A 21,659-nucleotide genomic window follows, 5' to 3' on the forward strand; every position below is an offset into this window, starting at 1 on the left:
GGCCGGGCCCATGGCGGACCGGGACGTGCGCACCTCCCGCCCCGCCGTGTGCGGCGCCGCCCGTACGGCGGTCGCGGCGGCGTCGGGCCGGGCCCGCTTCGGGCCCCCTCGCCCGCAGCCGTGCGGCACGGTCCGCCCGTGCGGGGTCCGGCGTTGTTCCGGCGGGTTCCTGGGCGTCACGACGCGCCCCGACGGCTCCGGCGCACGCCGGGTCGGCCCCGGCGCACGCGGGCGGGGCGCAGGACCGTGACGGCCCGTCGGCGGCCGGTGCGCACCAGGGCCGCGCCGCGGGCCGGTGCATGACCCGCCGGTGGTTCAGCCGTTGACGGCGTGTTCGGTGAACCGGCCGCAGGAGCGGAACCCCAGGCGGCGGTAGACGGGCTCGCCCTCGGCCGACGCCTGCAGGACCGCGACGCGGTACCCCTCGTCGCGCGCCGTGCGCAGCGCCGCGAGCGTGACGGCCCCGCCGTGGCCGCGTCGGCGGTGGGCGGCCAGGGTCGAGATGTTGTAGACACCGGCGACCCCCGCGTGGAGGAACACCTCCGCCGAGCAGACCGGGCGGCCTTCCACGTATCCGACCAGGTAACGGGCCGGACTGTCCGCGGCCAGCGCCCGGGGCGCGGCCAGGGCGAAGAAGCGGCGGACGGTGTCGGCGGGCGGGTCCCAGTTCGCGGCGAGGACGGTGGCGTAGTCGGCGAGCTGTCCGGGCGTGGTCACCCGCCGGATGTCGGGCTCCGGGGCGGGGGACGGGGTCGGGACGCCGTCGTCCAGCGCGGCCCACATGGCCGTCTCGTGTTCGGACGCGGGCAGACCGGCCGCCGTCAGACGGGCGGAGAGGTCGGGGGGCGTCGAGGCGGGCCCCACCCACCAGGAGAAGGGGCGGCCGGTGCGGGCCAGCGCCCCGGCGGTGCCGGCGATCCGGGCCGGGGCGGTGTCGGCGGTGAAGCGGGCCGCGGCGACGATGTTGAACGTGTCGTCGTCCAGGCCGCTGTCCGCGACCAGGAGGTCCCCGGTCTCGGTCACGGTGGCACCGGGCAGGCACCGGTGCAGGTGGCAGGCGTGCTCCGCCAGGTTCCGCTCCATCCGGTCCGTCAGATCCGTCAGATCCGTCAGATCCGTCAGGTCGGCGGTGTCCGGGGCGTCGTGGTCCATGGCGTCGTCTTTCGGGGCGGTGTCGTTCGGGATGTCGTTGTTCATGGCGATCGATCCCAGCATGACGGAGCGCGGACCGCACGCGCATTCGGGGGTCCGGCCCACGGTGCCACGGCACCCGGAACCCGGCGGACACGGACCCCGGCCCACCGCCCGCACCGGCCGCACCGGAAGGCCCTCGCGGAGCGCCGTGGTTCGACCAGCGCGACACGGACGGCGCGACGCGGACAGCGGCAGGGGCGGGGGGTGCCGGGCCGCGTCCGAGGCGTCCATGCGTAGGCCCCGATCCGGGGGCAGGGCCGCAGGACGGGACCGGGGCAGGGGGCGGAGTCCGGGGCAGGGCCATCAGGACGGGGGGCTTGCGGGAGGGCCGGGGGCGGTAGGCCGTCGAGGGACGGGCTCGCGCCCAGTGAGTTACGCGACCGGCGGGCACGCGACCGGCGGACGGCCTAGTGGCGCGGATCCCCCGTGGACGGACCCGCCCGTGGCCGCCCGGTGGGCACACCCCCCGCGGGGACGCGGCCGTGGCCGAAGGACGCGGACGGACCGCCCCTGGGCGGCCGGTGGGCACGCGGCCGTGGGCGGGTGGCCCCGGAGGCGCCCCCTCGTGCGGAAGGGCTCCGGGACCGCCCGCGTCCGTCACTGCGGGTCGGGGCCCACCGCCACCGGGCGGGCCGGGTCCGCCGACCACTCCGACCACGATCCCACGTACAGCGCCGCCGGGATGCCCGCCACCGCCAGCGCCAGGACCTCGTGGGCGCCCGAGACGCCCGAGCCGCAGTAGACGCCGACCGGGGTGTCACCGGCGGCGCCCAGGGCGGCGAACCGGGCGCGGAGTTCCCCGGCGGGCCGGAACCTGCCGTCCGCGCCGACGTTCTCCGTGGTCGGTGCCGAGACCGCGCCGGGGATGTGGCCGCCGACCCGGTCGATGGGCTCGACCTCGCCCCGGTACCGCTCCCCCGCGCGGGCGTCGAGCAGTACCCCGGAGCGGGCCAGCGCCGCGGCCCCGTCCGCGTCGAGCACCTCCTCCGCGCGCGGCCGGGGCACGAAGTCGCCCCCGGCGGGGGCGGGCGCCCCGGTCGACAGCGGGCCCTCCCAGGCCGGCAACCCGCCGTCGAGGACCCGCACGTCCGGGTGACCCGCCCAGCGCAGCAGCCACCAGGCGCGCGCCGCCGCCCAGCCCTGTCCGCCGTCGTAGACGACGACCGGGCGTCCGGACGACACGCCCGCCCGGCGCATGGCGGCGCCGAACGCGTCGGCCCCGGGCATCGGGTGGCGGCCGCCCGCTCCGGGCGCGGCGGCCAACTCCCGGTCCAGGTCGACGAAGACGGCGCCGGGGAGGTGCCCCTCCGCGTAGGCGGCGCGGCCGTCGAAGGACGGCGTGCCGTCGGCCGCGGGGGCGCTCAACTGCCAGCGGACGTCCAGCAGCACCGGTGGCTGCGGGCCCGCCAGGGCCCCGGCGAGTTCGGATGCGGAAACGATGGCGTTCATGTCCCCATCCTGGCGCACGGAGTGGCCGCCCGGTCGTTGTCGGGCTACTCTGCCCGCCGGACAGTATCGATCACGCGGCGTACGCGATTCGACACAAGCCGTACTGTCCTGGCCGCCGCGGCGACAGCGGACGCACGGCCCGCGACGGGCCGAGAAGAGGGTGACGGATGACGGACGCACGGGAGCCGGACGGCCGGGACGACGGGGCCGGCGCCCGGCGGGTGCCCGGCACGCCCTGCTGGGTGAGCCTGATGGTGCACGCGCCCGGCGCGGCCCGGGAGTTCTACGGGGAGCTGTTCGGCTGGGAGTTCCGGCCCGGCCCCCAGCAACTCGGGCCCTACGAGCGGGCGCTGCTCGGCGGGCGGGAGGTGGCGGGCATCGGGCGGCTGCCGCTGGACCGGGACCTGCCGGTCGCCTGGACCCCGTACCTCGCCGCCGAGGACGTGGACCGGACGGCCGAGGCGGTGCGGCTGTGCGGCGGCACCGTGGGCGTGGGCCCGCTGGACGCGGGCGAGGCGGGGCGGCTGGCCGTCTGCTGCGACCCGGCGGGCGCCGTCTTCGGGGTGTGGCAGGCCGGGGAGCACTTCGGCACGGCGGCCACCGGGGTCCCGGGCACGCCCGTGTGGAACGAACTGGTGACCTTCGAGGCGGCGCCCGTCGCCAAGTTCTACGAGACGGTCTTCGGCTTCGCCCGCGATCCGGCCGGTTCCCCGGACGCGGAGCGGGTGACCCTGCGCCTGGGCGGCCGTGCCGTCGCGGACGTCCGGGGCGCGGGCGAGGCGCTGCCCCGTGACCGGGGGCCGCACTGGGTGACGTCCTTCGAGGTGGACTCCCTCGACACGGCGATGGAGCGCGTCCTGCGGCTGGGCGGGCGGCTCCTGGCCCCGGCCCGCGACGGCGGACGCGGCCCGACGGTCCCGGTGGCGGACCCGGAGGGGGCGCGGTTCGCGCTGCTGGAGGACCCGCGCTGAGCGGGCCCTCCAGGTCGCGGCACCCGGGGCGCCGAACGCCCCGGCCCCGTACGCGTGCCCGTACGCGTGCCCGTGCCCGTGCCCGGCAGCAGGCGTCCCCTGTGCGCCTGCTGCCGGGCGGCCGGGCGGGGTGCGCCGGGCCGGGGTGGCTACTTGACGACGTACATCGTGGTGGGCCAGCCGTAGCGCTTGGCCTTGGCGAAGAGGTCCTTGATGTCGCCGGGCGTCAGCTTGACGCAGCCGTTGGAGTAGTAGTCGTTCGGGCCGTCCCAGCGCTCGGACTCGATGGTGCCCTGCTTGCCGTTGGGCTTCATCTCGCTGTGCACGAACAGCTCCGTGCGCCTGGTGCCGTTGCCGCACCGCTTGTCGGAGAGCTTGATGACGTAGCCGTTGATGACGCCGTCGTAGTCGGTGCGGTGGAACTCGATGGCGTACTTGCCGTTCTTCGTGGTGGTGCCGGGGAGCCAGCCCTTGTTGCGGGCGCACTCGTTCGTGCTGCCGTTGCCCGACCCGGCGCGGTACTTGGCGATGATCCTGTCCTTGGCCTTCGGGACGCTCTTCATCAGGTAGAGCCTGGAGTTGGTCGGGTTGGCGGAGTTCTTCTTGAAGTACAGGTAGTAACCGCCGCCCGCCGCCTGCGCCTCGGGGGCGGTGGCGGTGGTGGTGACGGCCAGTCCGCCGACCAGGGCGGCGGTGAGCGCGAGCGGTGCGAGACGGGTGCGCACGGCGTGCGGAACCATGGAACGTCCTTCTTTCCGTGAGGGTTGGGCCGGGCCGCGTCGTCCGGGGCTTCGTGCCGATGACGGGGCGCGGCGGCTGGTTCAGAGTCTTGGGCGGGCGGTCCTGTCCGGCAAGGGCTGGGCTGTCCGGGACAAGGAGAAGCCTGTCCGGCCTGGTCAGCGCCTTGTCCGGAGGTGGAATCCGGCCCGTCCGGGCCCCCTCCGCAAGCGAGTTGCCGCCCGGGCCGCGCATGATGAGAATGACGGGATGACGGTCTCTGAGGGCATGGATCCCACGGAGGCGCGCACGGCCTCCGCATACGTCGCCCTGTTACGGGAGTTGAAGAGCCGCAGCGGACTGACCTTCCGTCAGCTCGAAGAGCGCGCCGCCGCACACGGGGAGGTACTGGCCCGCAGCACGCTCGCGGACACCCTGCGCCGGGACGCGGTGCCGCGCCCGGAGGTGGTGGCGGCGCTGGTGCGGGCCTGCGGCGCGTCGGAGGACCTGCCGGTGTGGCTGGCGGCGGCCGAACGGATCGCGGCGGCCCCGGAGGACCCGGCCGGGGGAACGGGCGACGGGGAGCGGCACCGGGACGGCGAACGGGCGTCCGGCACGGGCCCGTCGGCCGGAGGGAAGGGCGAAGCTCCCCGGGAGGGCGGCAGCGCACGGCGCCCTTGGTTCACGCGCCGACCCGGCGGGCCCCGGCCCCCGTTGACCGGGCCCCGCGTCCTGGCCGCGCTCGGCGCGGCCGTCCTGCTCGGCGCCGGCGCGCTGCTGTCGGCGGCGCTCCCGGCGGACGACGACGGGCGGCCGTCAGCCGGGACCCCCGGCCCCGACACCGGGTACTCCCGGGTGCGTCCGGCCCGGGCCCCCGGGCTGTGCCTGAGCGACGGGACCGTCCGGACGCCCGGCCGCGGGGAGAGCAAACTCCTCGCCGTGCAGCGGCCGTGCGCGGGGGCGGTCCCGCCGCGCGTGTACCTGCGGCGGGCGGACAGCGGCCTCTACCAGATCGGTTTCCACCACCCCCAGCAGGGCAACGGCTGCCTCACCGTGGTGGACGGCGGCGCCTTCGAGGACACCCTCGAACCGTGGAACGACTGCGGGGCCGGTGGCGCCTCCCAGTGGTTCCGCGCCGAGCGGGCCACCGGCACGGACGGCTGGCGCCTGCGCTCGGCCGCGGACGACGGCGACTGCCTGGGCGTCCGGGGCGGCACGGACGAGGAGGGCGCGGCGGTCGCCATGGAGCCGTGCGCCGGGCGGCCCGGCGGGGACCAGGTGTTCCTGATCGGGCGCGAGTAGGGGATCTCACCAGGGGGACGGGAGCGCGTACTCCGCCCGGACGGTCTTGCCCGGGCCCTCCGGGCGGGGATGCCAGCCCCAGCGCGCCGCCAGCCGGGAGACCAGCAGCAGCCCCCGGCCCCCCTCCTCCACCTCGTCCGGGTCCCCGCCCCCGGTGCCCTCCCGGTCCTCCGGGTGCCTGGGCAGGCGTTCGGTGCGGGTGTCGGTGACCTCCACGCGGACGGTGCGGCCGTCGGCGGGCGCGTGCAGCCCGAGGTGGAAGCCCCGGCCCGGGACCCGGCCGTGGCGCACGGCGTTCGCCGCGAGTTCGGCCACGATCAGCACGACGGTGTCATGGGGTCCGGTCCCGTACGGGACGCCCCACTCGTCCAGCCGTACGGCGGCGAGGCGGCGGGCGAGCCGGGCGCCTCGGGGCGTGGCGGTGAAGCGCATCCCGAAGGCGCGGTCCGGCACGGGGTGGGAGTCGGCGGCGGTCGGCGCGGGTGCCGGGGCGGGAACGGGGGCGGTGGGTTTCCTCGTCATGCCCCTCACGGTGACGCCGGTCGCGTAGCGTGACAAGCGGTGACGCTGCGACAGGCCCGCTTGTACGCGCGCCGTGCGCACGCGTAGGCGCGGTGCGCCGTGACGGCGTCCCGTGCGCGGGAGTTGGGTTCAGGAGGCGGTGATGCACATGGCGGAGCGCGAGGGTGCGGAGACGGGGTCGGTCGTGAGCCTGGGGGACGAGTGGGAGAACGACGCCGGGCCCGGAGCGGGACGGCGCCCGGAGGACGATGCGGGGCGGAGGCTCATCGTCGCTTTCGGCCAGACCATGAAGGCGCTACGTGTGCGGGAGGGGCTGGAGCGGGAGGAGTTCGGCCAACGGCTCGGATACTCGGCGTCCACGATCGCGTCGTTCGAGCAGGGGCGGCGGATTCCGTCACCGAGGACGATCGAGCGCGCGGACGAGGTGCTGCAAGCGAACGGGTTGCTGTGCCTGTGGAAGGAGCAGGTGGAGCGGGCGCAGTATCCGGTGTTCTTCCAGGGGATGGCAGCGCTGGAGAAGGAGTCTCTTGAACTGCTCATGTATGACACTCATGTGGTCAACGGGCTACTGCAGACCAAGCAGTACATGGGCGCCCTGCTCGGGATGCGACGTCCGCCCCTGGACCCCGAAACCATCGAGCAGCGCATGTCGGCCCGGTTGACTCGACAGGGCATCATCGACGAACAGCCTGCGCCACTGCTGAGCTTCGTGGTCAACGAGGCGGTGCTACGGCACCGATACGGCGGGGCTGAGGTGCTGCGTGAGCAACTGGAGGCCATCCTCCACTGCGGCCGGAAACCGAACGTAGAGATCCAGGTCATGCCGACCGAGTGCGAGGAGAACGCTGGTGTGAATGGACCGTTCACGGTTGTCACCCGCAAGGACGGCAAGAAGTTCGTCTATACCGAGACCCATGCCGCAAGCACCCTTGAGACCGACCCGGAGCAGGCGGCTCTCGCCTCTGCACGCTATGGGATTATCCGGTCACAGGCTCTCAGTCCACGAGAGTCAACACTGTTTGTCGAAGGGTTGTTGGGAGAGCTATGAACAACACTGGGCCCTCACGCTCCGCATCCGACCTCGCCTGGTTCAAGAGCAGCTACAGCGGAACCGAAGGCGGTCAGTGCGTGGAGGTCGCCTCCAGTTCCGCCGTGCACATCCGGGACTCCAAGGCCCCCGCCGGGCCCGTGGTCACGGTCTCGCGCGATGCCTGGGCGGGCTTCGTCGGGCTCGCCTCGTCGGCGGCACACGTCTGATCCCCGGACGACCACGAGCCCTGCCGGCCCCCGGACCGGCAGGGCTTCGGCCTTTCCGCCGCAACGACGACCGGAAGCACACGCCCCCTGGGGCCCGTCCCGTGGGAACATCCCGGCACAGGCCCGTCCACGAGCCGCCGGGAGAGCCATGAGCGACACCGATTCCCCAGCCACCATTTGGTTCCGCAGCAGCTACAGCGACACCGAAGGCGGTCAGTGCGTGGAGGTCGCCTCCAGTTCCGCCGTGCACATCCGTGACTCCAAGGCCCCCGCCGGACCCGTCCTCACGGTCTCGCGCGATGCCTGGGCGGGCTTCGTCGGGCTCGCCTCGTCGGCGGCACACGTCTGATCCCCGGACGACCACGAGCCCTGCCGGTCCCCAGACCGGCGGGGCTTCGACGTTCCGCCGGAACGATGACCGGAAGCGCACGCCCTCTGGGGCCCGTCCCGTGGGAACATCCCGGCACAGGCCCGTCCACGAACCGCCGGGAGAGCCATGAGCGACACCGATTCCCCAGCCACCGTCTGGTTCCGGAGCAGCTACAGCGGCACCGAGGGCGGTGAGTGCCTGGAGGCCGCGTCTACTCCCCCACACATGCGCGTCCGTGACTCCAAAGCCCCCACCGGACCCGTCCTCACCGTCTCGCGGTCGGCGTGGGCGGAGTTCCTCGGCGGCGTCGTCCCGGGGTCGAGCACCTGATCCCACGCTCCCGGAGGCAACCGCCGGGGCCGCCCCGAGACGCCGTCACGGCGGACCCAGTCCCGTCGGCCCCGGTCAGGCCGAGGTGACCGGCAGGACGTCCGGGGACAGCGCGGCGGCCCGTGCCGACGCGCTGGTCATCCGCTTGCGGTGGTGCCTTCGGCACAGCACCTCGTAGCCGACGACCTCCGCCGCGCCCACGTCGCCCACGTCGCCCACGACGACCTGCTCGCCCTCGACCACCATCACCCCGCCCACGGTACGGGCGTTGTGCGTGGCCCGGGCGCCGCACCAGCACATCGCCTCGACCTGGAGCGTCTCCACCCGGTCGGCCAGTTCGATCAGCCGCCGCGAGCCGGGGAAGAGCCTGGTGCGGAAGTCGGTGGTGATGCCGAAGGCGAAGACATCCAGGTTGAGATCGTCGACGATCCGGGCCAACTGGTCGATCTGCTCGGGAAGCAGGAACTGGGCCTCGTCCACGATGACGTGGTCGACCCGGCCGCCGCGTGACATCAGCTCCACCACGAAGGCGTAGAGGTCCAGCCCGGGCGTCGCCTCCACCGCGGGCGTCACCAGGCCCAGTCGCGAGGACAGCTTGCCCTCCCCGGCCCGGTCGTCCCGGGTGAAGATCACGCTCTGAAGGCCGCGCGCCGAGCGGTTGTGCGCGATCTGGAGCGCCAGGGTCGACTTCCCGCAGTCCATGGTCCCGGAGAAGAACACCAGCTCGGGCATGAGGGAGGGGCACCTTTCGGCATCGGCGGCGGGAACCGGGCGGGGTGAGCGGGGGCGGCGGGCCGGTGGGCGTCAGGTGCGCACTTCGAGGAGCGGGACGAGCTGCTCGGCCGGGGTCATCGAGCCGTGGTTGCCGACCATCGCGGACTCCTTCGGCTCGCGTTCGGAGGCGATCAGCAGGACGTCGTCCCGGGCGGCGGCGATCACGTCGCCGAGGCGGCCGTACACCCGGTCGTCGATGCGGGGGCCGAACCAGCCCGCCGCGATCGCCTCGTCCCGCGAGGCCACCCAGAACCGCTCGCCGAGCACCTCGCGCCAGCAGGTCAGGACGTCGTTGGCCGCGCCGGGGACCGCGTACACGTGGCGGGCGCGGCCCTCGCCGCCGAGGAGGGCGACGCCGGCCTTCAGCTCCCAGTCCTCGTCGAAGTCGATCCGGTGGTCCTCGTCGAAGGGCACGTCGATCATGCCGTGGTCGGCGGTGACGTAGAGGGCGCTGCGCGGGGGCAGTTGCTCGGCGAGGCGCTGGACGAGCCGGTCGACGTGGGCGAGCTGGCCGCGCCAGGTGTCGGAGTCGACGCCGAAGCGGTGACCGGCGCCGTCGACCTCGGCGTAGTACGTGTAGACCAGGGCCCGGTCGGCGGCGGCCAGTTGCCCGGCGGCCGTGTCCACGCGGTCCTCGCCGGAGAGCCGCCCGTGGAAGGTGCCGCCGCTGAGCGCGACCTTGGTCAGCGGGGTGCTGGCGAAGGCCGGGGAGGAGACCTGCGCGGCGTGCACCCCCGCCTCCTGGGCGAGCCGGAAGACCGTGGGGTACGGCTGCCAGACGGCGGGCGGGGTCCACGGCTGCCAGCGGAGCTGGTTCATCAGCGCGCCGGTGTCCGGATCGCGCACCGTGTACCCGGGCAGGCCGTGGGCGCCCGGCGGGAGGCCGGTGCCGACGGAGGCGAGGGAGGTGGCGGTGGTCGCCGGGTACCCGGCGGTGATCGGGCGGCCGGTGCCGCCACGGGAGCTGCCCAGCAGGGAGGTCAGGAACGGCGCGTCCCCGGGGTGGGCCCGCAACTGCTCCCAGCCGAGGCCGTCGATGAGGAAGACGCAGTTGCGGTCGGCGGGGGTCAGCTCCGCGATGCCCGCGGTCATGTCCGGGACGCCGAGCCCTGCGGCGAGCGTCGGCAGCAGATCCGCCAGCGAACCGGTGCCGTACTCGGGCACGGGCGCGGAGTCGACGGGGAGCGGTTCCGGGTCGGTGTCCCAGGCGGTGTACGGCGCCATCAGCGGGCGGAGTCCGCGGTGGCCTCGGACAGGGCCTGGGCGAAGACGAGCGCCTGGCGCACCGTCTCCGGACCGTCCCCCGCCTCGCTGACGCGCAGGCTGAGGTCGTCGGCCGTGGAGCTGCCCGTGTAGCCGTGGTCGGCCTCGCAGTTGGGGTCGCCGCAGGCGGCGGGCTCCAGGTCGAGCCGGGCGACGGCGCCCCAGCCGATGGTGAGCACGATCTCGCGGGGCAGGGTGCCCGGCTTGTACTGCTCCGGGTTGGCGACCACGCGGCTGACCACGATGGAGGAGATCCGGCCGAGCTTGACCGACTCCGTGGACGTCGTGGCGTACGGCGTCGGGGAGGTGTCGTCGGCGGCCTGCTCGTCGGTGTGGCTGACGATGAAGCGGTTGCCGGTGAGCACCAGCACCGTCACGTGCCGGCGCACCTCGTTCTGGTCGAACGTCGTCTCCTGGTGGACCAGGTACGACCGGACGGGCTCGCCGCCCACGGCGGCCTCCACCGCCTCGGCAACGAGGGCCGGGTAGTAGCCGCTGCGCTCGATCGCCGCTCGCAGCCCCTGGGTCGTCGTACTGGTCTTGGCCATGCCGTCCATCCTACGGGGACCCGCCGACTGCGCGGCACGCTCGTGCGGACACCGCGATCGGCGGTGCCCGCTCAGTACAGCGGGAGCGTGCGCGGGCCGAGATCGTCCCTGGCCGGCGGGGGCGCGAGGCGGACGGAGGCGCCGAGGACGCTCAGCCCGCGCGGGGCGACGACCACGGGTTCCAGGGTGACGGCGACGACCTCGGGATGATCGTGGACCAGCCGGGAGACCCTCAGCAGCAGCTCCTCCAGGGCGGCGGTGTCGACGGGGGCCGAGCCGCGCCAGCCGAAGAGGAGGGGCGCGGTGCGGATCGAGCGGACCAGCGAGGTGGCCTCCCGGTCGGTGACCGGGATCAGGCGGTGCGCCATGTCGTCCAGCAACTGGGTGGCGGCTCCGGCCAGCCCGAAGGAGAGCACCGCTCCGGCCGCCGGGTCGATGACCGCCCGGACGACGGTGTCCACCCCGCGCGGCGCCATCCCCTGCACCATCGGGCGCAGCACCGCTGGCTCCCCGAACAGCTCGGTCAGCTCGGCGTAGGCCCGGCGCAGTTGCTCCTCGTCGGTCAGGTCGAGGCGGACGCCGCCCAGGTCCGCGCGGTGGCGCAGATGGGGGGCAGTGGCCTTGAGGGCGACGGGGTAGCCGATCGCGCGGGCGGCGGCGACGGCGCCGTCGGGGCTGGGGGCGGGCAGCACGCGGCGGACGTCGATGCCGTACCGGGCGAGCAGCTCGCAGGTGTCGTCCTGGCCGAGCGCCGGCCCGTCGCCGCGCGCGAGGTGCCCGGAGATCAGCCGGGCGGCGCCCTTCTCGTCGATGCCGTCGTACTCCGGGACCTTGCCGGGGTCGGCGGCCTCGCGGCGCCACTGGGCGTAGGCGACGGCCTGGGCGAGCGCGCGGACGCCCCGCTCGGCGGCGGGGTAGGCGGGGATGGGGTGCGGGGCGTCGGGGGCGGCGGTGCCGCTGCCGGGTGCCGTGCCCGGGCCGGCGCCGGAGGGTGTGTCCGTGCCGGGGGCGGCGGTCCCGGGGGCCGGGGTGCTCCGGGGCGGTGTTCCGGCGGGCGGGGTCCCCGGGGAGGCGGGCGCCGAAGTGCCCGGGGCCTGCGGGGAGGCCGGTGCCGACACGTCCGGGGCGCCGGGCACCGCCCGGTCCGGCGCGTCCGATCCGGGGCGCGCGGCGGCGGGGCCGCTCGTCGCCGATCCGCCCGCTTCGGGTACGCCCGCGTTCGACCTGCCCGCGTCCGACCTGCCCGCTTCCGGTCCGGCGGCTCCGGCTCCGGCGGCTCCGGGAGCGCCCGGCTCCGCTGCCGCGCTCCCGGGCGCTCCCGCTTCCCGCCGGGCGCCCCCGGCCGTGCCGCCGTCCGCTCCCGCGGCCCGCGGCTCCGCGCCCCGCGGCGCCGTGCTCGTCGCCGCCGACAGGGCCTCCGCGAGACCGCCCAGCTCCACGTGGACCACGAGGACCGGCTTGTCCGGCACCCCGGCCGCCGCCGAGCGCAGCGCCTCCGCCAGGGCGCCGTCCGCGAGGGAGCCCTCCCCCACGGTCGGGATGGCGGTCACCACCACCGCGTCGTTGGTGTCGTCGGCCAGCGCGCGGGACAGCGCCCCGTGGAACTCCGCGGAGGTCGCGGCCGTCGTCAGGTCCAGCGGGGGGTGCGGGCGCAGCCCTTCGGACAGGCAGGCGTCGTAGGTGAGCAGCCCCAGGGACTCGGAGTTGCCGAGGATCGCCACGCGCGGCCCGGCGGGCAGCGGCTGACGGGCGAGCAGCAGTCCCGCGTCGACGAGTTCGGTGACGGTGTCGACGCGCAGCACCCCGGCCTGGCGCAGGAGTTCGGAGACCGTGGCGTGCGGCAGCCGGGTCGCGCGCACCGCGTGCCCCTGGGGGGCGGCGCCGCCGTGCCGGGCGCCCTGCACCACCACCAGCGGCTTGGCGGCGGCGGTGCGGCGGGCGAGGCGGGTGAACTTGCGCGGGTTGCCGATGGACTCCAGGTACATCAGGGCGACATCGGTGCCGGGGTCGTCGTACCAGTACTGGAGCACGTCGTTGCCGGAGACGTCGGCCCGGTTGCCGGAGGAGACGAAGGTCGACACCCCCGTGACGCCGGTCACGCCGCCGCCGCGCCGGTGCAGCCGGGAGAGCAGGGCGATCCCGATGGCGCCGGACTGGGCGAACAGGCCGATGCGGCCGGGGCGCGGCATGTCGGGCGCCAGGGAGGCGTTGAGGCGGAACTCCGGGTCGGTGTTGATGATGCCGAAGGCGTTGGGGCCGATGAGCCGCATCCCGTGGCTGCGGGCGAGCCGCACCAGGGCCCGCTGCCGCTCCCGCCCCTCGGGGCCGCTCTCGGCGTACCCGGCGGAGATCACGACGAGCCCCTGCACCCCGTGCTCGCCGCACTCGGTGACGACGGCGGGCACCTGCTCGGCGGGCACGGTGACGACGGCCAGGTCGACCGGCCCGTCGATCCCGCGCACGGAGCGGTGCGCGGGCACCCCGTCCAGGTCCCGCAGCTCCTCGGGGAAGGCCCGGTTGACGGCGTGGAGGGGACCGGTGAAGCCCGCGTCGCGGATGTTGTCCAGGACACTGCGGCCCACGCCGCCGGGGGCGCGGCCGACGCCGATGACGGCGACCGAGCCGGGCCGCAGGAGCCGCCGCACCGAGCGGCCCTCGGCGCGCTGCTCGCGCGCGTACTGCACGGCCAGGGAGCGGTCGGTGGGTTCGAGGTCGAACTCCAGCCGGACGACTCCGTCCTCGAAGCTGCGCTTCTGGGTGTACCCGGCGTCGGTGAACACCTTGATCATCTTGGTGTTGGCGGGCAGGACCTCGGCGGCGAAGCGGCGGATGCCGCGCTCGCGGGCGACGGCGGCGATGTGTTCGAGCAGCGCGGAGGCCACGCCCCGGCCCTGGTGGGCGTCCTGGACGAGGAAGGCGACCTCGGCCTCGTCGGCCGGGGCGGAGGCGGGCGCCCCGGCGGCGTCGATCCGGTCGTAGCGCACGGTGGCGATGAACTCGCCGCCGACGGTCGCCGCGAGCCCCACCCGGTCCACGAAGTCGTGGTGCGTGAAGCGGTGCACGTCCTTGGCGGACAGCCTCGGGTAGGGCGCGAAGAAGCGGTAGTACTTCGACTCGTCGGAGACCTGCTCGTAGAAGCTGACCAGGCGCTCGGCGTCATCGACGGTGATCGGGCGCACACGCGCGGTGCCACCGTCGCGCAGCACCACGTCGGCCTCCCAGTGGGCGGGGTACTCAGGCCGGTCGGACGAGGTCTGCATGGGCCCCAGAGTACGGCTCGCGCCCGGCGGCGGCGCGGGGCAGTCTGTCCGGAAGCGGTTCCGTCCGGGCACCCTCGACCGTATGTGAGACTGGTCTAGACAACCCTGCACACCTGAAGGGCAGCAACATGGCTGAGCGCCGCGTCAACGTCGGCTGGGCCGAGGGTCTCCACGCCCGCCCCGCCTCCATCTTCGTCCGGGCCACCACGGCCACCGGCGTCCCGGTCACGATCGCCAAGGCCGACGGCTCGCCCGTCAACGCGGCCTCCATGCTGGCGGTGCTGGGTCTGGGCGCCCAGGGCGGCGAGGAGGTCGTCCTGGCCTCCGACGCCGAGGGCGCGGACGCCGCGCTGGACCGCCTGGCGAAGCTGGTCGCCGAAGGTCTTGAGGAGCTTCCCGAGACGGTCTGAGACCGCCCCGTTCCGGTCCGCCGCGGCCGGAACGGAGGGCCCGCCCGGGTGTCCGGGCGGGCCCTTCGTCCGTCCCGGACCGGTCCGGGCCCGGTGTCCCGGCGTCCGGACCGGTGTCCGGACCGATGTCCGGAGGTGCCCGGCGGCCGGGCGGTGCGGGGCCCGGAGCCGGAGCGGGGCTCGGGACAGGCGCGGGACACGGCCGGTACGGGACGCGGCGGGCGGCGGGCTTCCGCCGGGTACCGCGCGGCGCCGGATGTCCGGGAACGCCGGAACCCCGGCCGCTCGGGCCGGGGTTCCGCGCGGCGTTCCTCGGGGGTCCGGGGGCGGGCACCGGGGGTGCCGCGGCCGGGCCGGAGGGGTCGGCCGCAGGGGTCAGAGGTTCACTCCGTGGGAGCGGAGGTAGACCAGGGGGTTGATGTCCGAGCCGTAGTCGGTGCCGGTGCGGGCCTCGAAGTGCAGGTGCGGGCCGGTCACGTTGCCGGTGTCGCCGGCCAGGCCGATCTGCTGGCCCGCCTCGACGGACTGGCCGACCGAGACGCCGATGGACAGCAGGTGCCCGTACTGCGTGTAGGTGCCGTCGTGCATCCGGATCACGACCTGGTTGCCGTACGCCCCGCCCCATCCGGCCTGGACGACGGTGCCGACGCCGACCGAGCGGACCGAGGCGCCGTTGCCGGCGTGGAAGTCGATGCCGGTGTGGGTGCCGGAGGACCAGAGGGAACTGGTCGAGCCGTAGGCGGTGGAGACGTAGGAGCCGGCGACCGGCGAGACGAAGGTGTTCAGACGCTGGCGCTCGGCCTCGCGGGCGGCGCGCTCCCTGGCCTCGCGGGCGTCCTTGGCGGCCTCGGCCGCGGCGGCGGCGCGCTCGCGGGCGATCTCCTGCGCGGCGACCCGGGCGGCGGCGTCGTCGGCGGCGCCGCGCTGGGCGTCGGCCTGCGCGTCGATCTCGTCGGCTATGGAACCGCCGATGGTGACGACCGGCGTCAGTCCGCTCTGCTCGGCCTCGGTCTCGGCCGCGGCGGCCGGTCCGGCGAGGGCTCCGGCGACTCCGCCCGCGGTGGCGGTGAGGGCCGCGACGCTCGCGGCACGGGCGGTGGTGCGGTGCATCCGGCCGGGGCGGCGGTGCTTCCCGGAGGCGTGCGTGAACGCCATGTGGCGACGGTTTCCTTTCCTTCCCTCTCGCCTACCGGGTTAGCTGACGGGTTCGGAGCAGGAAGGTCTCCTACGGACTCCCCCGCTGGGCGCGGGCATCCGATTCACCCCTGGGACGTGTGCCCCTCCGGCCGCGGGCGGCGGCCGGAAGACGGGTCCCCGGCTCCCCCGGCTCGCGCCGTACGGGGACTCGGCGATGACTGTCCGGTGCCGCGGATGCGGCGCACTGCGTGACGTACAGCCGGGACGACGCTAAGCGGGGGCGCCTTCACTCCTCAAACACAACCTGGTTTTTGTGCCGTATCCCACAGTGCAGACGGGTGGTCATTCCCTCAATTCGGGCATACGGCGGCCCCGGTGACGCCTCCGCCACCGGGGCCGCCGCGTGCCGGGCGGACCCTACTCGGCCGCCACGACGGTGACCTCGCCGATGCCGAGGGCCTCCACGGGCTCCCTGATCACGGACGCGTCCCCGACGAGGACCGTCACCACGCGGTCCACCGGGAAGGCGTTCACGACCGCCGCCGTGGCCTCCACCGTGCCGGTGGCCGCGAGTTGGCGGTACAGGGCGGCCTGGTAGTCGTCGGGCAGGTGCTGCTCGACCTGGTCGGCCAGGGTGCTCGCGACGGCCGCCGCCGTCTCGTACTTGAGCGGGGCCACGCCCACCAGGTTCTGCACGGCCACATCGCGCTCGGCGTCGGTCAGACCGCCCTCGGCCAGGGTCCGCAGCACCGTCCACAGGTCCGCCAGGGCGGGGCCGGTGTTGGGGGTGTCCACAGAACCACTGATGGCCAGCATGGCGGCGCCGCTGCCGTCGGGGGCGGAGCGCAGCACCTGGGAGAAGGCGCGGACGCCGTAGGTGTAGCCCTTCTCCTCCCGCAGGACCCGGTCCAGCCGGGAGGTGAGGGTGCCGCCCAGGCAGTAGGTGCCGAGCACCTGGGCGGGCCACACCCGGTCGTGCCGGTCGGCGCCGATACGGCCGATCAGGAGCTGCGTCTGGACGGCGCCCTGACGGTGCACGATGACGACGCGGCCCCGGTCGTCGGCGGTCACCGGCGGCACCGGGCGCGGCGCGGCGGCCGAGCCGGTCCACGCGCCGAGGGTGTCGGCGAGCAGCGCGTCGAGGTCGAGACCGGTCAGGTCGCCGACGACCACGGCGGTGGCGGTGGCCGGGCGCACGTGCTTCTCGTAGAAGGCGCGGACGGCCGCCGAGTCGATGGCGGCGACCGTCTCCTCGGTGCCCTGGCGCGGGCGCGACATGCGCGCGTCGGCCGGGAACAGCTCCTTGGACAGCTCCTTGGCGGCGCGCCGGGTCGGGTTGGCCAGCTCGTGCGGGATCTCGTCCAGCCGGTTGCGGACGAGGCGCTCGACCTCGCTGTCCGCGAAGGCGGGCGCCCGCAGCGCGTCCGCGACCAGCCCGAGGGCCTTGGCCAGCCGGGAGGCGGGCACCTCCAGGCTCAGCCGCACGCCCGGGTGGTCGGCGTGCGCGTCGAGGGTGGCGCCGCAGCGCTCCAGCTCGGCGGCGAACTCCTCCGCGGAGTGCTTGTCGGTGCCCTCGGAGAAGGCCCGCGCCATGATCGTGGCTACCCCGTCCAGACCGGCGGGCTCGGCGTCCAGCGGCGCGTCCAGCAGCACCTCGACGGCGACGACCCGCTGGCCGGGCCGGTGGCAGCGCAGCACCGTCAGCCCGTTGCCCAGGCTGCCCCGCTCGGGGGCGGGGAACGCCCACGGACGGGGGGCGCCGCCCTGCGGCCGGGGGTGGAACTCCATGGTGGCCTGCCGGGTCACTTGCCCGCCTCCTCGTTCTCGTCGGTGGCACCGTCGGCGTCGGCGTCCGAGGGCTCCGCCCCGTCGGCCCCGGGGGCCGTGGGCTCGTAGACCAGCACGGCGCGGTTGTCGGGCCGCAGCCTGGCCTTGGCGACCTCCTGGACCTCCTCGGCGGTCACCTCCAGCACCCGCCCCACGGCGGTGAGGGCGAGCTGCGGGTCACCGAAGAGGACCGCGTACCGGCACAGTTCGTCGGCGCGGCCGGCGACCGTGCCGAGCCGGTCCAGCCACTCGCGTTCGAGCTGCGCCTGGGCGCGCTCCATCTCCTCGGCGGTGGGGCCCTCGTCGGCGAGCCGGGCCAGCTCCTCGTCGATGGCGGCCTCGATGACCGGCACCTCCACGTCGCCGGATGCCTTCACGTCCAGCCAGCCCAGGGACGGCGCCCCGGCCAGCCGCAGCAGGCCGAAGCCGGCGGCGACGGCGGTGCGGTCGCGGCGCACCAGCCGGTTGTAGAGGCGGGAGGACTCGCCGCCGCCCAGCACGGTCAGCGCCAGGTCGGCCGCGTCGCAGGCGCGGGTGCCGTCCTCCGGCAGGCGGTAGGCCGCCATCAGGGCGCGCGCGGGCACCTCCTCCTCCACGACCTCGCGGAGCTGGCCGCCCATGGTGTCGGGCAGGGCCCCGTCCCGGGGGGCGGCCTTGCCGTCGTGGGAGGGGATGGAGCCGAAGTACTTCTCGATCCAGGCCAGGGTCTCACCGGGGTCGATGTCGCCGACGACGGAGAGCACCGCGTTGTTCGGCGCGTAGTAGGTGCGGAAGAACGCGCGCGCGTCCTCCAGCGTGGCGGCGTCCAGGTCGGCCATGGAACCGATCGGCGTGTGGTGGTAGGGGTGGCCCTCCGGGTAGGCCAGCGCGGTCAGCTTCTCGAAGGCGGTCCCGTAGGGGACGTTGTCGTAGCGCTGGCGGCGCTCGTTCTTGACGACGTCCCGCTGGTTCTCCATCGACTCGTCGTCCAGCGCGGCGAGCAGGGAGCCCATCCGGTCGGCCTCCAGCCAGAGCGCCAGCTCCAGCTGGTGGGCGGGCATCGTCTCGAAGTAGTTGGTGCGCTCGAAGCTGGTGGTGCCGTTGAGCGAACCGCCGGCCCCCTGCACCAGCTCGAAGTGGCCGTTGCCCTTCACCTGGGCGGAGCCCTGGAACATCAGGTGCTCGAAGAGGTGAGCCAGACCGGTACGCCCCTTGACCTCGTGGCGGGAACCGACGTCGTACCAGAGGCACACCGCGGCGACCGGGGTCAGGTGGTCCTCCGAGAGCACCACGCGCAGGCCGTTCGCCAGGCGGTGCTCGGTCGCGGTCAGGCCCCCGGTGCCTGCCTGGGCTGTGGCCGTGTGACCCATGGGCATGTACGTCCCTTCGATCGCGAAACCATTGGTGGAATCACTGGGCGGAACTGCGAAATTCCGCTGATCCTGCCACTGTATGCAAGCGCGCGGGCCGCCGGTGGGGTTCCCGGCCGCGGTACGCCGAGAGCGAGCACGCGGCGCCCCGTCCCGGCCGCTCCCCGCCCGCTCCCCGGACCGGCCCCCCCGGCGGTCGCCGGAGCGGGGACGACGAGGGCGTACGCTGCGGGGCGGCACCGGACCGGTCGGTCCGGGACGGGTCCTGTCGGGTGCCGTCAGTGCCTCGGTCCACAATGGACCGCGTCAGATCACCGTTCACGCTTCAGCGAGGAGCCGGCAGCGATGGCCCGCCGTAGTACGAAGACCCCGCCGCCCGACGACGCGTACGAGGAGAAGATCCTCGACATCGACGTCGTCGACGAGATGCAGGGCTCCTTCCTTGAGTACGCGTATTCGGTCATCTACTCCCGCGCCCTGCCGGACGCCCGCGACGGGCTGAAGCCGGTGCACCGCCGCATCGTCTACCAGATGAACGAGATGGGGCTGCGCCCCGAGCGCGGCTACGTCAAGTGCGCCCGGGTCGTCGGCGAGGTCATGGGCAAGCTCCACCCGCACGGCGACGCGTCGATCTACGACGCCCTGGTGCGCATGGCGCAGCCGTTCTCCATGCGGGTCCCCCTGGTCGACGGCCACGGCAACTTCGGCTCGCTGGGCAACGACGACCCGCCCGCGGCCATGCGGTACACCGAGGCCCGGATGACCGAGGCCACCAGCCTCATGACGGAGTCCATCGACGAGGACACCGTCGACTTCGCGCCCAACTACGACGGCCAGGAGCAGGAGCCGGTGGCCCTGCCCGCCGCCTTCCCGAACCTGCTGGTCAACGGCGCCTCGGGGATCGCCGTCGGCATGGCCACCAACATGCCGCCGCACAACCTGCGCGAGGTGATCTCGGCGGCCCGGCACCTGATCCGGTATCCGAACGCCGACCTCGACGCCCTGATGAAGCACGTGCCGGGCCCCGACCTGCCCACCGGCGGCCGGATCGTCGGCCTGCCCGGCATCCGCGACGCCTACGAGTCGGGCCGCGGCACCTTCAAGATCCGGGCGACCGTGTCGGTGGAGACGGTGACGGCGCGCCGCAAGGGCATCGTCGTCACCGAGCTGCCGTTCTCGGTCGGCCCGGAGAAGGTCATCTCCAAGATCAAGGACCTGGTCGGCTCCAAGAAGCTCCAGGGCATCGCGGACGTCAAGGACCTCACCGACCGCGAGCACGGGCTGCGCCTGGTCATCGAGATCAAGAACGGCTTCGTGCCGGAGGCCGTCCTGGAGCAGCTCTACAAGCTGACGCCGATGGAGGAGTCCTTCGGCATCAACAACGTGGCCCTGGTCGACGGCCAGCCGCTCACCCTGGGCCTCAAGGAGCTGCTGGAGGTCTACCTCGACCACCGCTTCACCGTCGTCCGGCGGCGCAGCGAGTTCCGGCGCGCCAAGCGCCGCGACCGGCTGCACCTGGTCGAGGGCCTGCTCACCGCGCTGATCGACATCGACGAGGTCATCCGCCTCATCCGCTCCAGCGAGAACTCGGCGCAGGCCAAGGAGCGCCTGATGGAGCGCTTCGCGCTGAGCGAGATCCAGACCCAGTACATCCTGGACACCCCGCTGCGCCGGCTGACCAAGTACGACCGCGTCGAGCTGGACGCGGAGAAGGACCGGCTGAACACCGAGATCGAGGAGCTGACCCGCATCCTGGACTCGGACGCGGAGCTGCGCAAGCTGGTCTCGGCGGAACTGGCGGCGGTGGCCAAGAAGTTCGGCACCGACCGGCGCACGGTGCTGCTGGAGTCCGCGGGCTCCCCCGTGGCCGCGGTGCCGCTCCAGGTGGCCGACGACCCGTGCCGGGTGCTGCTGTCCTCCACGGGCCTGCTGGCCCGCACCGTGGACGGCGCGCCGTTCGGCGCGGGCGCCGGGGCCAGGCGGGTCAAGCACGACCTGATCGTCTCGGGGGTGCCGGCCACCGCCCGGGGCGAGGTGGGCGTGGTGACCTCCGCCGGGCGGCTGCTGCGGGTGAACGTGGTGGACCTGCCGCAACTGCCGGAGACGATGCCGACGCCGAGCCTCGCGGGGGGCGTGCCGCTGTCGGAGTTCGTCTCCCTGGAGGAGGGCGAGACGGTGGTCTGCCTGACCACCCTGGACGAGTCCTCGCCGGGCCTGGCGCTCGGCACCGCACAGGGCGTCGTCAAGCGCGTGGTGGCGGACTACCCCTCCAACAAGGAGGAGTTGGAGGTCATCACCCTCAAGGAGGGCGACCGGATCGTCGGCGCGGTGGAACTGCGCACGGGCGACGAGGACCTGGTGTTCATCACCGACGACGCCCAACTGCTGCGCTACCAGGCCGCGCAGGTCCGGCCCCAGGGCCGCCCGGCGGGCGGGGTGACGGGCATCAAGCTCGCCGACGGGGTCAAGGTCATCTCGTTCACGGCGGTGGACCCGGCCGCCGACGCGGTCGTCGTCACCGTCGCGGGCTCGCGCGGCACCCTGGACGACTCGGTGCAGACGACGGCCAAGCTGACGCCGTTCGACCAGTACCCGCGCAAGGGCCGGGCCACGGGCGGGGTGCGCTGCCAGCGGTTCCTGAAGGGCGAGGACTGTCTGTCGCTGGCCTGGGCGGGCCCCGCCCCGGCCAGGGCCGCCCAGCGCGACGGCACGCCCGTCCCCCTCCCGGACGTCGACCCGCGCCGGGACGGCTCGGGGGTCTCCCTGCCGAAGACGGTGTCGGTGGTGACGGGACCGGCGTGACGGGGATGCTCGGGGGTGCTCGGGGGTGCTCGGGGGTGCTCGGGGGCGCCGGGAGCCTCCGGGTGCCCGGCGGCCGGGTGCCCGGCGCCGGGGTGGCCGAGGCTCGGGGACCCGGGAGTGCCCTGGGCCCGGGGCCCGAGGTACCCGGGGTGACTGCCGGGGGACTCGCCCGGGGTG

General features: G+C 74.6%; 19 protein-coding genes and 1 riboswitch. Of the genes, 8 read left to right on the forward strand and 11 right to left on the reverse strand.

Going from position 1 to position 21,659, the window contains the following annotated elements; genetic code table 11:
* Positions 1–315: 315 nt before the first annotated feature.
* Complete coding sequence (locus ACZ7LB_RS14295) at positions 316–1,083, reverse strand: GNAT family N-acetyltransferase (RefSeq protein WP_471468477.1); 768 nt, start codon at positions 1,081–1,083, stop codon at positions 316–318.
* A gap of 708 nt (positions 1,084–1,791) precedes the next feature.
* The gene (locus tag ACZ7LB_RS14300) at positions 1,792–2,643 is read right to left on the reverse strand and encodes a sulfurtransferase (protein ID WP_471468084.1); all 852 of its coding nucleotides are present in this window, start codon (positions 2,641–2,643) and stop codon (positions 1,792–1,794) included.
* Positions 2,644–2,810: 167 nt separating this feature from the next.
* Between ACZ7LB_RS14300 and ACZ7LB_RS14305 the strand changes: the two genes are divergently transcribed.
* Complete coding sequence (locus ACZ7LB_RS14305; protein ID WP_471468086.1) at positions 2,811–3,614, forward strand: VOC family protein; 804 nt, start codon at positions 2,811–2,813, stop codon at positions 3,612–3,614.
* A gap of 149 nt (positions 3,615–3,763) precedes the next feature.
* Here ACZ7LB_RS14305 and ACZ7LB_RS14310 read toward each other — a convergent pair whose 3' ends face one another.
* On the reverse strand, positions 3,764–4,354 hold the full coding sequence (locus ACZ7LB_RS14310) for a L,D-transpeptidase family protein (RefSeq protein ID WP_471468087.1): 591 nt from the start codon (positions 4,352–4,354) through the stop codon (positions 3,764–3,766).
* 247 nt (positions 4,355–4,601) lie between these two features.
* On the opposite strand from ACZ7LB_RS14310, the gene ACZ7LB_RS14315 reads away from it, so the two are divergent.
* Positions 4,602–5,633, forward strand: coding sequence for a helix-turn-helix domain-containing protein (locus tag ACZ7LB_RS14315; protein ID WP_471468089.1), 1,032 nt, complete (start codon positions 4,602–4,604; stop codon positions 5,631–5,633).
* A 6-nt stretch (positions 5,634–5,639) separates the two neighbouring features.
* Here the strand turns inward: ACZ7LB_RS14315 and ACZ7LB_RS14320 are convergent, their stop codons facing one another.
* Positions 5,640–6,155: an ATP-binding protein gene (locus ACZ7LB_RS14320; protein WP_471468091.1), complete on the reverse strand. Its 516-nt coding sequence runs from the start codon at positions 6,153–6,155 to the stop codon at positions 5,640–5,642.
* Between the two features lie 148 nt (positions 6,156–6,303).
* On the opposite strand from ACZ7LB_RS14320, the gene ACZ7LB_RS14325 reads away from it, so the two are divergent.
* From ACZ7LB_RS14325 to ACZ7LB_RS14340, 4 genes are all read left to right on the forward strand, one after another.
* Positions 6,304–7,203: a helix-turn-helix domain-containing protein gene (locus ACZ7LB_RS14325; RefSeq protein WP_471468479.1), complete on the forward strand. Its 900-nt coding sequence runs from the start codon at positions 6,304–6,306 to the stop codon at positions 7,201–7,203.
* Complete coding sequence (locus ACZ7LB_RS14330) at positions 7,200–7,412, forward strand: DUF397 domain-containing protein (RefSeq protein ID WP_471468093.1); 213 nt, start codon at positions 7,200–7,202, stop codon at positions 7,410–7,412. The genes ACZ7LB_RS14325 and ACZ7LB_RS14330 overlap by 4 nt, the downstream gene beginning before the upstream one ends.
* Positions 7,413–7,560: 148 nt before the next feature.
* Complete coding sequence (locus ACZ7LB_RS14335) at positions 7,561–7,761, forward strand: DUF397 domain-containing protein (RefSeq protein ID WP_471468095.1); 201 nt, start codon at positions 7,561–7,563, stop codon at positions 7,759–7,761.
* A 147-nt stretch (positions 7,762–7,908) separates the two neighbouring features.
* A complete protein-coding gene (locus ACZ7LB_RS14340; RefSeq protein ID WP_471468097.1) occupies positions 7,909–8,112 on the forward strand; it encodes a DUF397 domain-containing protein in 204 nt (67 codons plus the stop codon).
* Positions 8,113–8,187: 75 nt separating this feature from the next.
* On the opposite strand, the gene ACZ7LB_RS14345 is transcribed toward ACZ7LB_RS14340, so the two are convergent.
* From ACZ7LB_RS14345 to ACZ7LB_RS14360, 4 genes are all read right to left on the reverse strand, one after another.
* The gene (locus tag ACZ7LB_RS14345; RefSeq protein WP_471468098.1) at positions 8,188–8,844 is read right to left on the reverse strand and encodes a thymidine kinase; all 657 of its coding nucleotides are present in this window, start codon (positions 8,842–8,844) and stop codon (positions 8,188–8,190) included.
* Positions 8,845–8,916: 72 nt separating this feature from the next.
* On the reverse strand, positions 8,917–10,110 hold the full coding sequence (locus ACZ7LB_RS14350; protein ID WP_471468100.1) for an alkaline phosphatase family protein: 1,194 nt from the start codon (positions 10,108–10,110) through the stop codon (positions 8,917–8,919).
* Complete coding sequence (locus ACZ7LB_RS14355) at positions 10,110–10,706, reverse strand: DUF5998 family protein (RefSeq protein WP_161228661.1); 597 nt, start codon at positions 10,704–10,706, stop codon at positions 10,110–10,112. The genes ACZ7LB_RS14350 and ACZ7LB_RS14355 overlap by 1 nt, the downstream gene beginning before the upstream one ends.
* A 62-nt stretch (positions 10,707–10,768) precedes the next feature.
* Positions 10,769–13,957: a bifunctional acetate--CoA ligase family protein/GNAT family N-acetyltransferase gene (locus ACZ7LB_RS14360; protein WP_471468102.1), complete on the reverse strand. Its 3,189-nt coding sequence runs from the start codon at positions 13,955–13,957 to the stop codon at positions 10,769–10,771.
* Positions 13,958–14,085: 128 nt separating this feature from the next.
* Here ACZ7LB_RS14360 and ACZ7LB_RS14365 point away from each other — a divergent pair, with 128 nt between their 5' ends.
* Positions 14,086–14,367: an HPr family phosphocarrier protein gene (locus ACZ7LB_RS14365; protein WP_471468104.1), complete on the forward strand. Its 282-nt coding sequence runs from the start codon at positions 14,086–14,088 to the stop codon at positions 14,365–14,367.
* A 375-nt stretch (positions 14,368–14,742) separates the two neighbouring features.
* Here ACZ7LB_RS14365 and ACZ7LB_RS14370 read toward each other — a convergent pair whose 3' ends face one another.
* The 3 genes from ACZ7LB_RS14370 to ACZ7LB_RS14380 all read right to left on the reverse strand — a co-directional run bounded on the left by ACZ7LB_RS14370 (position 14,743) and on the right by ACZ7LB_RS14380 (position 18,686).
* A complete protein-coding gene (locus ACZ7LB_RS14370; RefSeq protein WP_471468106.1) occupies positions 14,743–15,522 on the reverse strand; it encodes a M23 family metallopeptidase in 780 nt (259 codons plus the stop codon).
* A gap of 13 nt (positions 15,523–15,535) precedes the next feature.
* Positions 15,536–15,728, reverse strand: a riboswitch (cyclic di-AMP (ydaO/yuaA leader).
* A gap of 193 nt (positions 15,729–15,921) precedes the next feature.
* Entirely contained in the window at positions 15,922–17,310 is a 1,389-nt protein-coding gene (locus tag ACZ7LB_RS14375) for a M16 family metallopeptidase (protein WP_471468108.1), read from the reverse strand.
* Positions 17,307–18,686, reverse strand: a complete 1,380-nt coding sequence (locus tag ACZ7LB_RS14380) for a M16 family metallopeptidase (RefSeq protein ID WP_471468110.1) — start codon at positions 18,684–18,686, stop codon at positions 17,307–17,309. Before ACZ7LB_RS14380 ends, ACZ7LB_RS14375 begins: the two co-directional genes overlap by 4 nt.
* Before the next feature lie 339 nt (positions 18,687–19,025).
* Here ACZ7LB_RS14380 and ACZ7LB_RS14385 point away from each other — a divergent pair, with 339 nt between their 5' ends.
* Entirely contained in the window at positions 19,026–21,482 is a 2,457-nt protein-coding gene (locus tag ACZ7LB_RS14385) for a DNA gyrase/topoisomerase IV subunit A (RefSeq protein ID WP_471468112.1), read from the forward strand.
* The last annotated feature ends 177 nt before the right edge of the window (positions 21,483–21,659 follow it).

This window comes from Streptomyces sp. NPDC107521, from assembly GCF_055598485.1.

Excerpts from the sequence above, each read along its gene's own strand:
- ACZ7LB_RS14295 (WP_471468477.1), bottom strand. The coding sequence starts at position 1,083 with ATGGAGCGGAACCTGGCGGAGCACGCCTGCCACCTGCACCGGTGCCTG.
- ACZ7LB_RS14300 (WP_471468084.1), bottom strand. The coding sequence starts at position 2,643 with ATGAACGCCATCGTTTCCGCATCCGAACTCGCCGGGGCCCTGGCGGGC.
- ACZ7LB_RS14305 (WP_471468086.1), top strand. The coding sequence starts at position 2,811 with ATGACGGACGCACGGGAGCCGGACGGCCGGGACGACGGGGCCGGCGCC.
- ACZ7LB_RS14310 (WP_471468087.1), bottom strand. The coding sequence starts at position 4,354 with ATGGTTCCGCACGCCGTGCGCACCCGTCTCGCACCGCTCGCGCTCACC.
- ACZ7LB_RS14315 (WP_471468089.1), top strand. The coding sequence starts at position 4,602 with ATGACGGTCTCTGAGGGCATGGATCCCACGGAGGCGCGCACGGCCTCC.
- ACZ7LB_RS14320 (WP_471468091.1), bottom strand. The coding sequence starts at position 6,155 with ATGACGAGGAAACCCACCGCCCCCGTTCCCGCCCCGGCACCCGCGCCG.
- ACZ7LB_RS14325 (WP_471468479.1), top strand. The coding sequence starts at position 6,304 with ATGGCGGAGCGCGAGGGTGCGGAGACGGGGTCGGTCGTGAGCCTGGGG.
- ACZ7LB_RS14330 (WP_471468093.1), top strand. The coding sequence starts at position 7,200 with ATGAACAACACTGGGCCCTCACGCTCCGCATCCGACCTCGCCTGGTTC.
- ACZ7LB_RS14335 (WP_471468095.1), top strand. The coding sequence starts at position 7,561 with ATGAGCGACACCGATTCCCCAGCCACCATTTGGTTCCGCAGCAGCTAC.
- ACZ7LB_RS14340 (WP_471468097.1), top strand. The coding sequence starts at position 7,909 with ATGAGCGACACCGATTCCCCAGCCACCGTCTGGTTCCGGAGCAGCTAC.
- ACZ7LB_RS14345 (WP_471468098.1), bottom strand. The coding sequence starts at position 8,844 with ATGCCCGAGCTGGTGTTCTTCTCCGGGACCATGGACTGCGGGAAGTCG.
- ACZ7LB_RS14350 (WP_471468100.1), bottom strand. The coding sequence starts at position 10,110 with ATGGCGCCGTACACCGCCTGGGACACCGACCCGGAACCGCTCCCCGTC.
- ACZ7LB_RS14355 (WP_161228661.1), bottom strand. The coding sequence starts at position 10,706 with ATGGACGGCATGGCCAAGACCAGTACGACGACCCAGGGGCTGCGAGCG.
- ACZ7LB_RS14360 (WP_471468102.1), bottom strand. The coding sequence starts at position 13,957 with ATGCAGACCTCGTCCGACCGGCCTGAGTACCCCGCCCACTGGGAGGCC.
- ACZ7LB_RS14365 (WP_471468104.1), top strand. The coding sequence starts at position 14,086 with ATGGCTGAGCGCCGCGTCAACGTCGGCTGGGCCGAGGGTCTCCACGCC.
- ACZ7LB_RS14370 (WP_471468106.1), bottom strand. The coding sequence starts at position 15,522 with ATGGCGTTCACGCACGCCTCCGGGAAGCACCGCCGCCCCGGCCGGATG.
- ACZ7LB_RS14380 (WP_471468110.1), bottom strand. The coding sequence starts at position 18,686 with ATGCCCATGGGTCACACGGCCACAGCCCAGGCAGGCACCGGGGGCCTG.
- ACZ7LB_RS14385 (WP_471468112.1), top strand. The coding sequence starts at position 19,026 with ATGGCCCGCCGTAGTACGAAGACCCCGCCGCCCGACGACGCGTACGAG.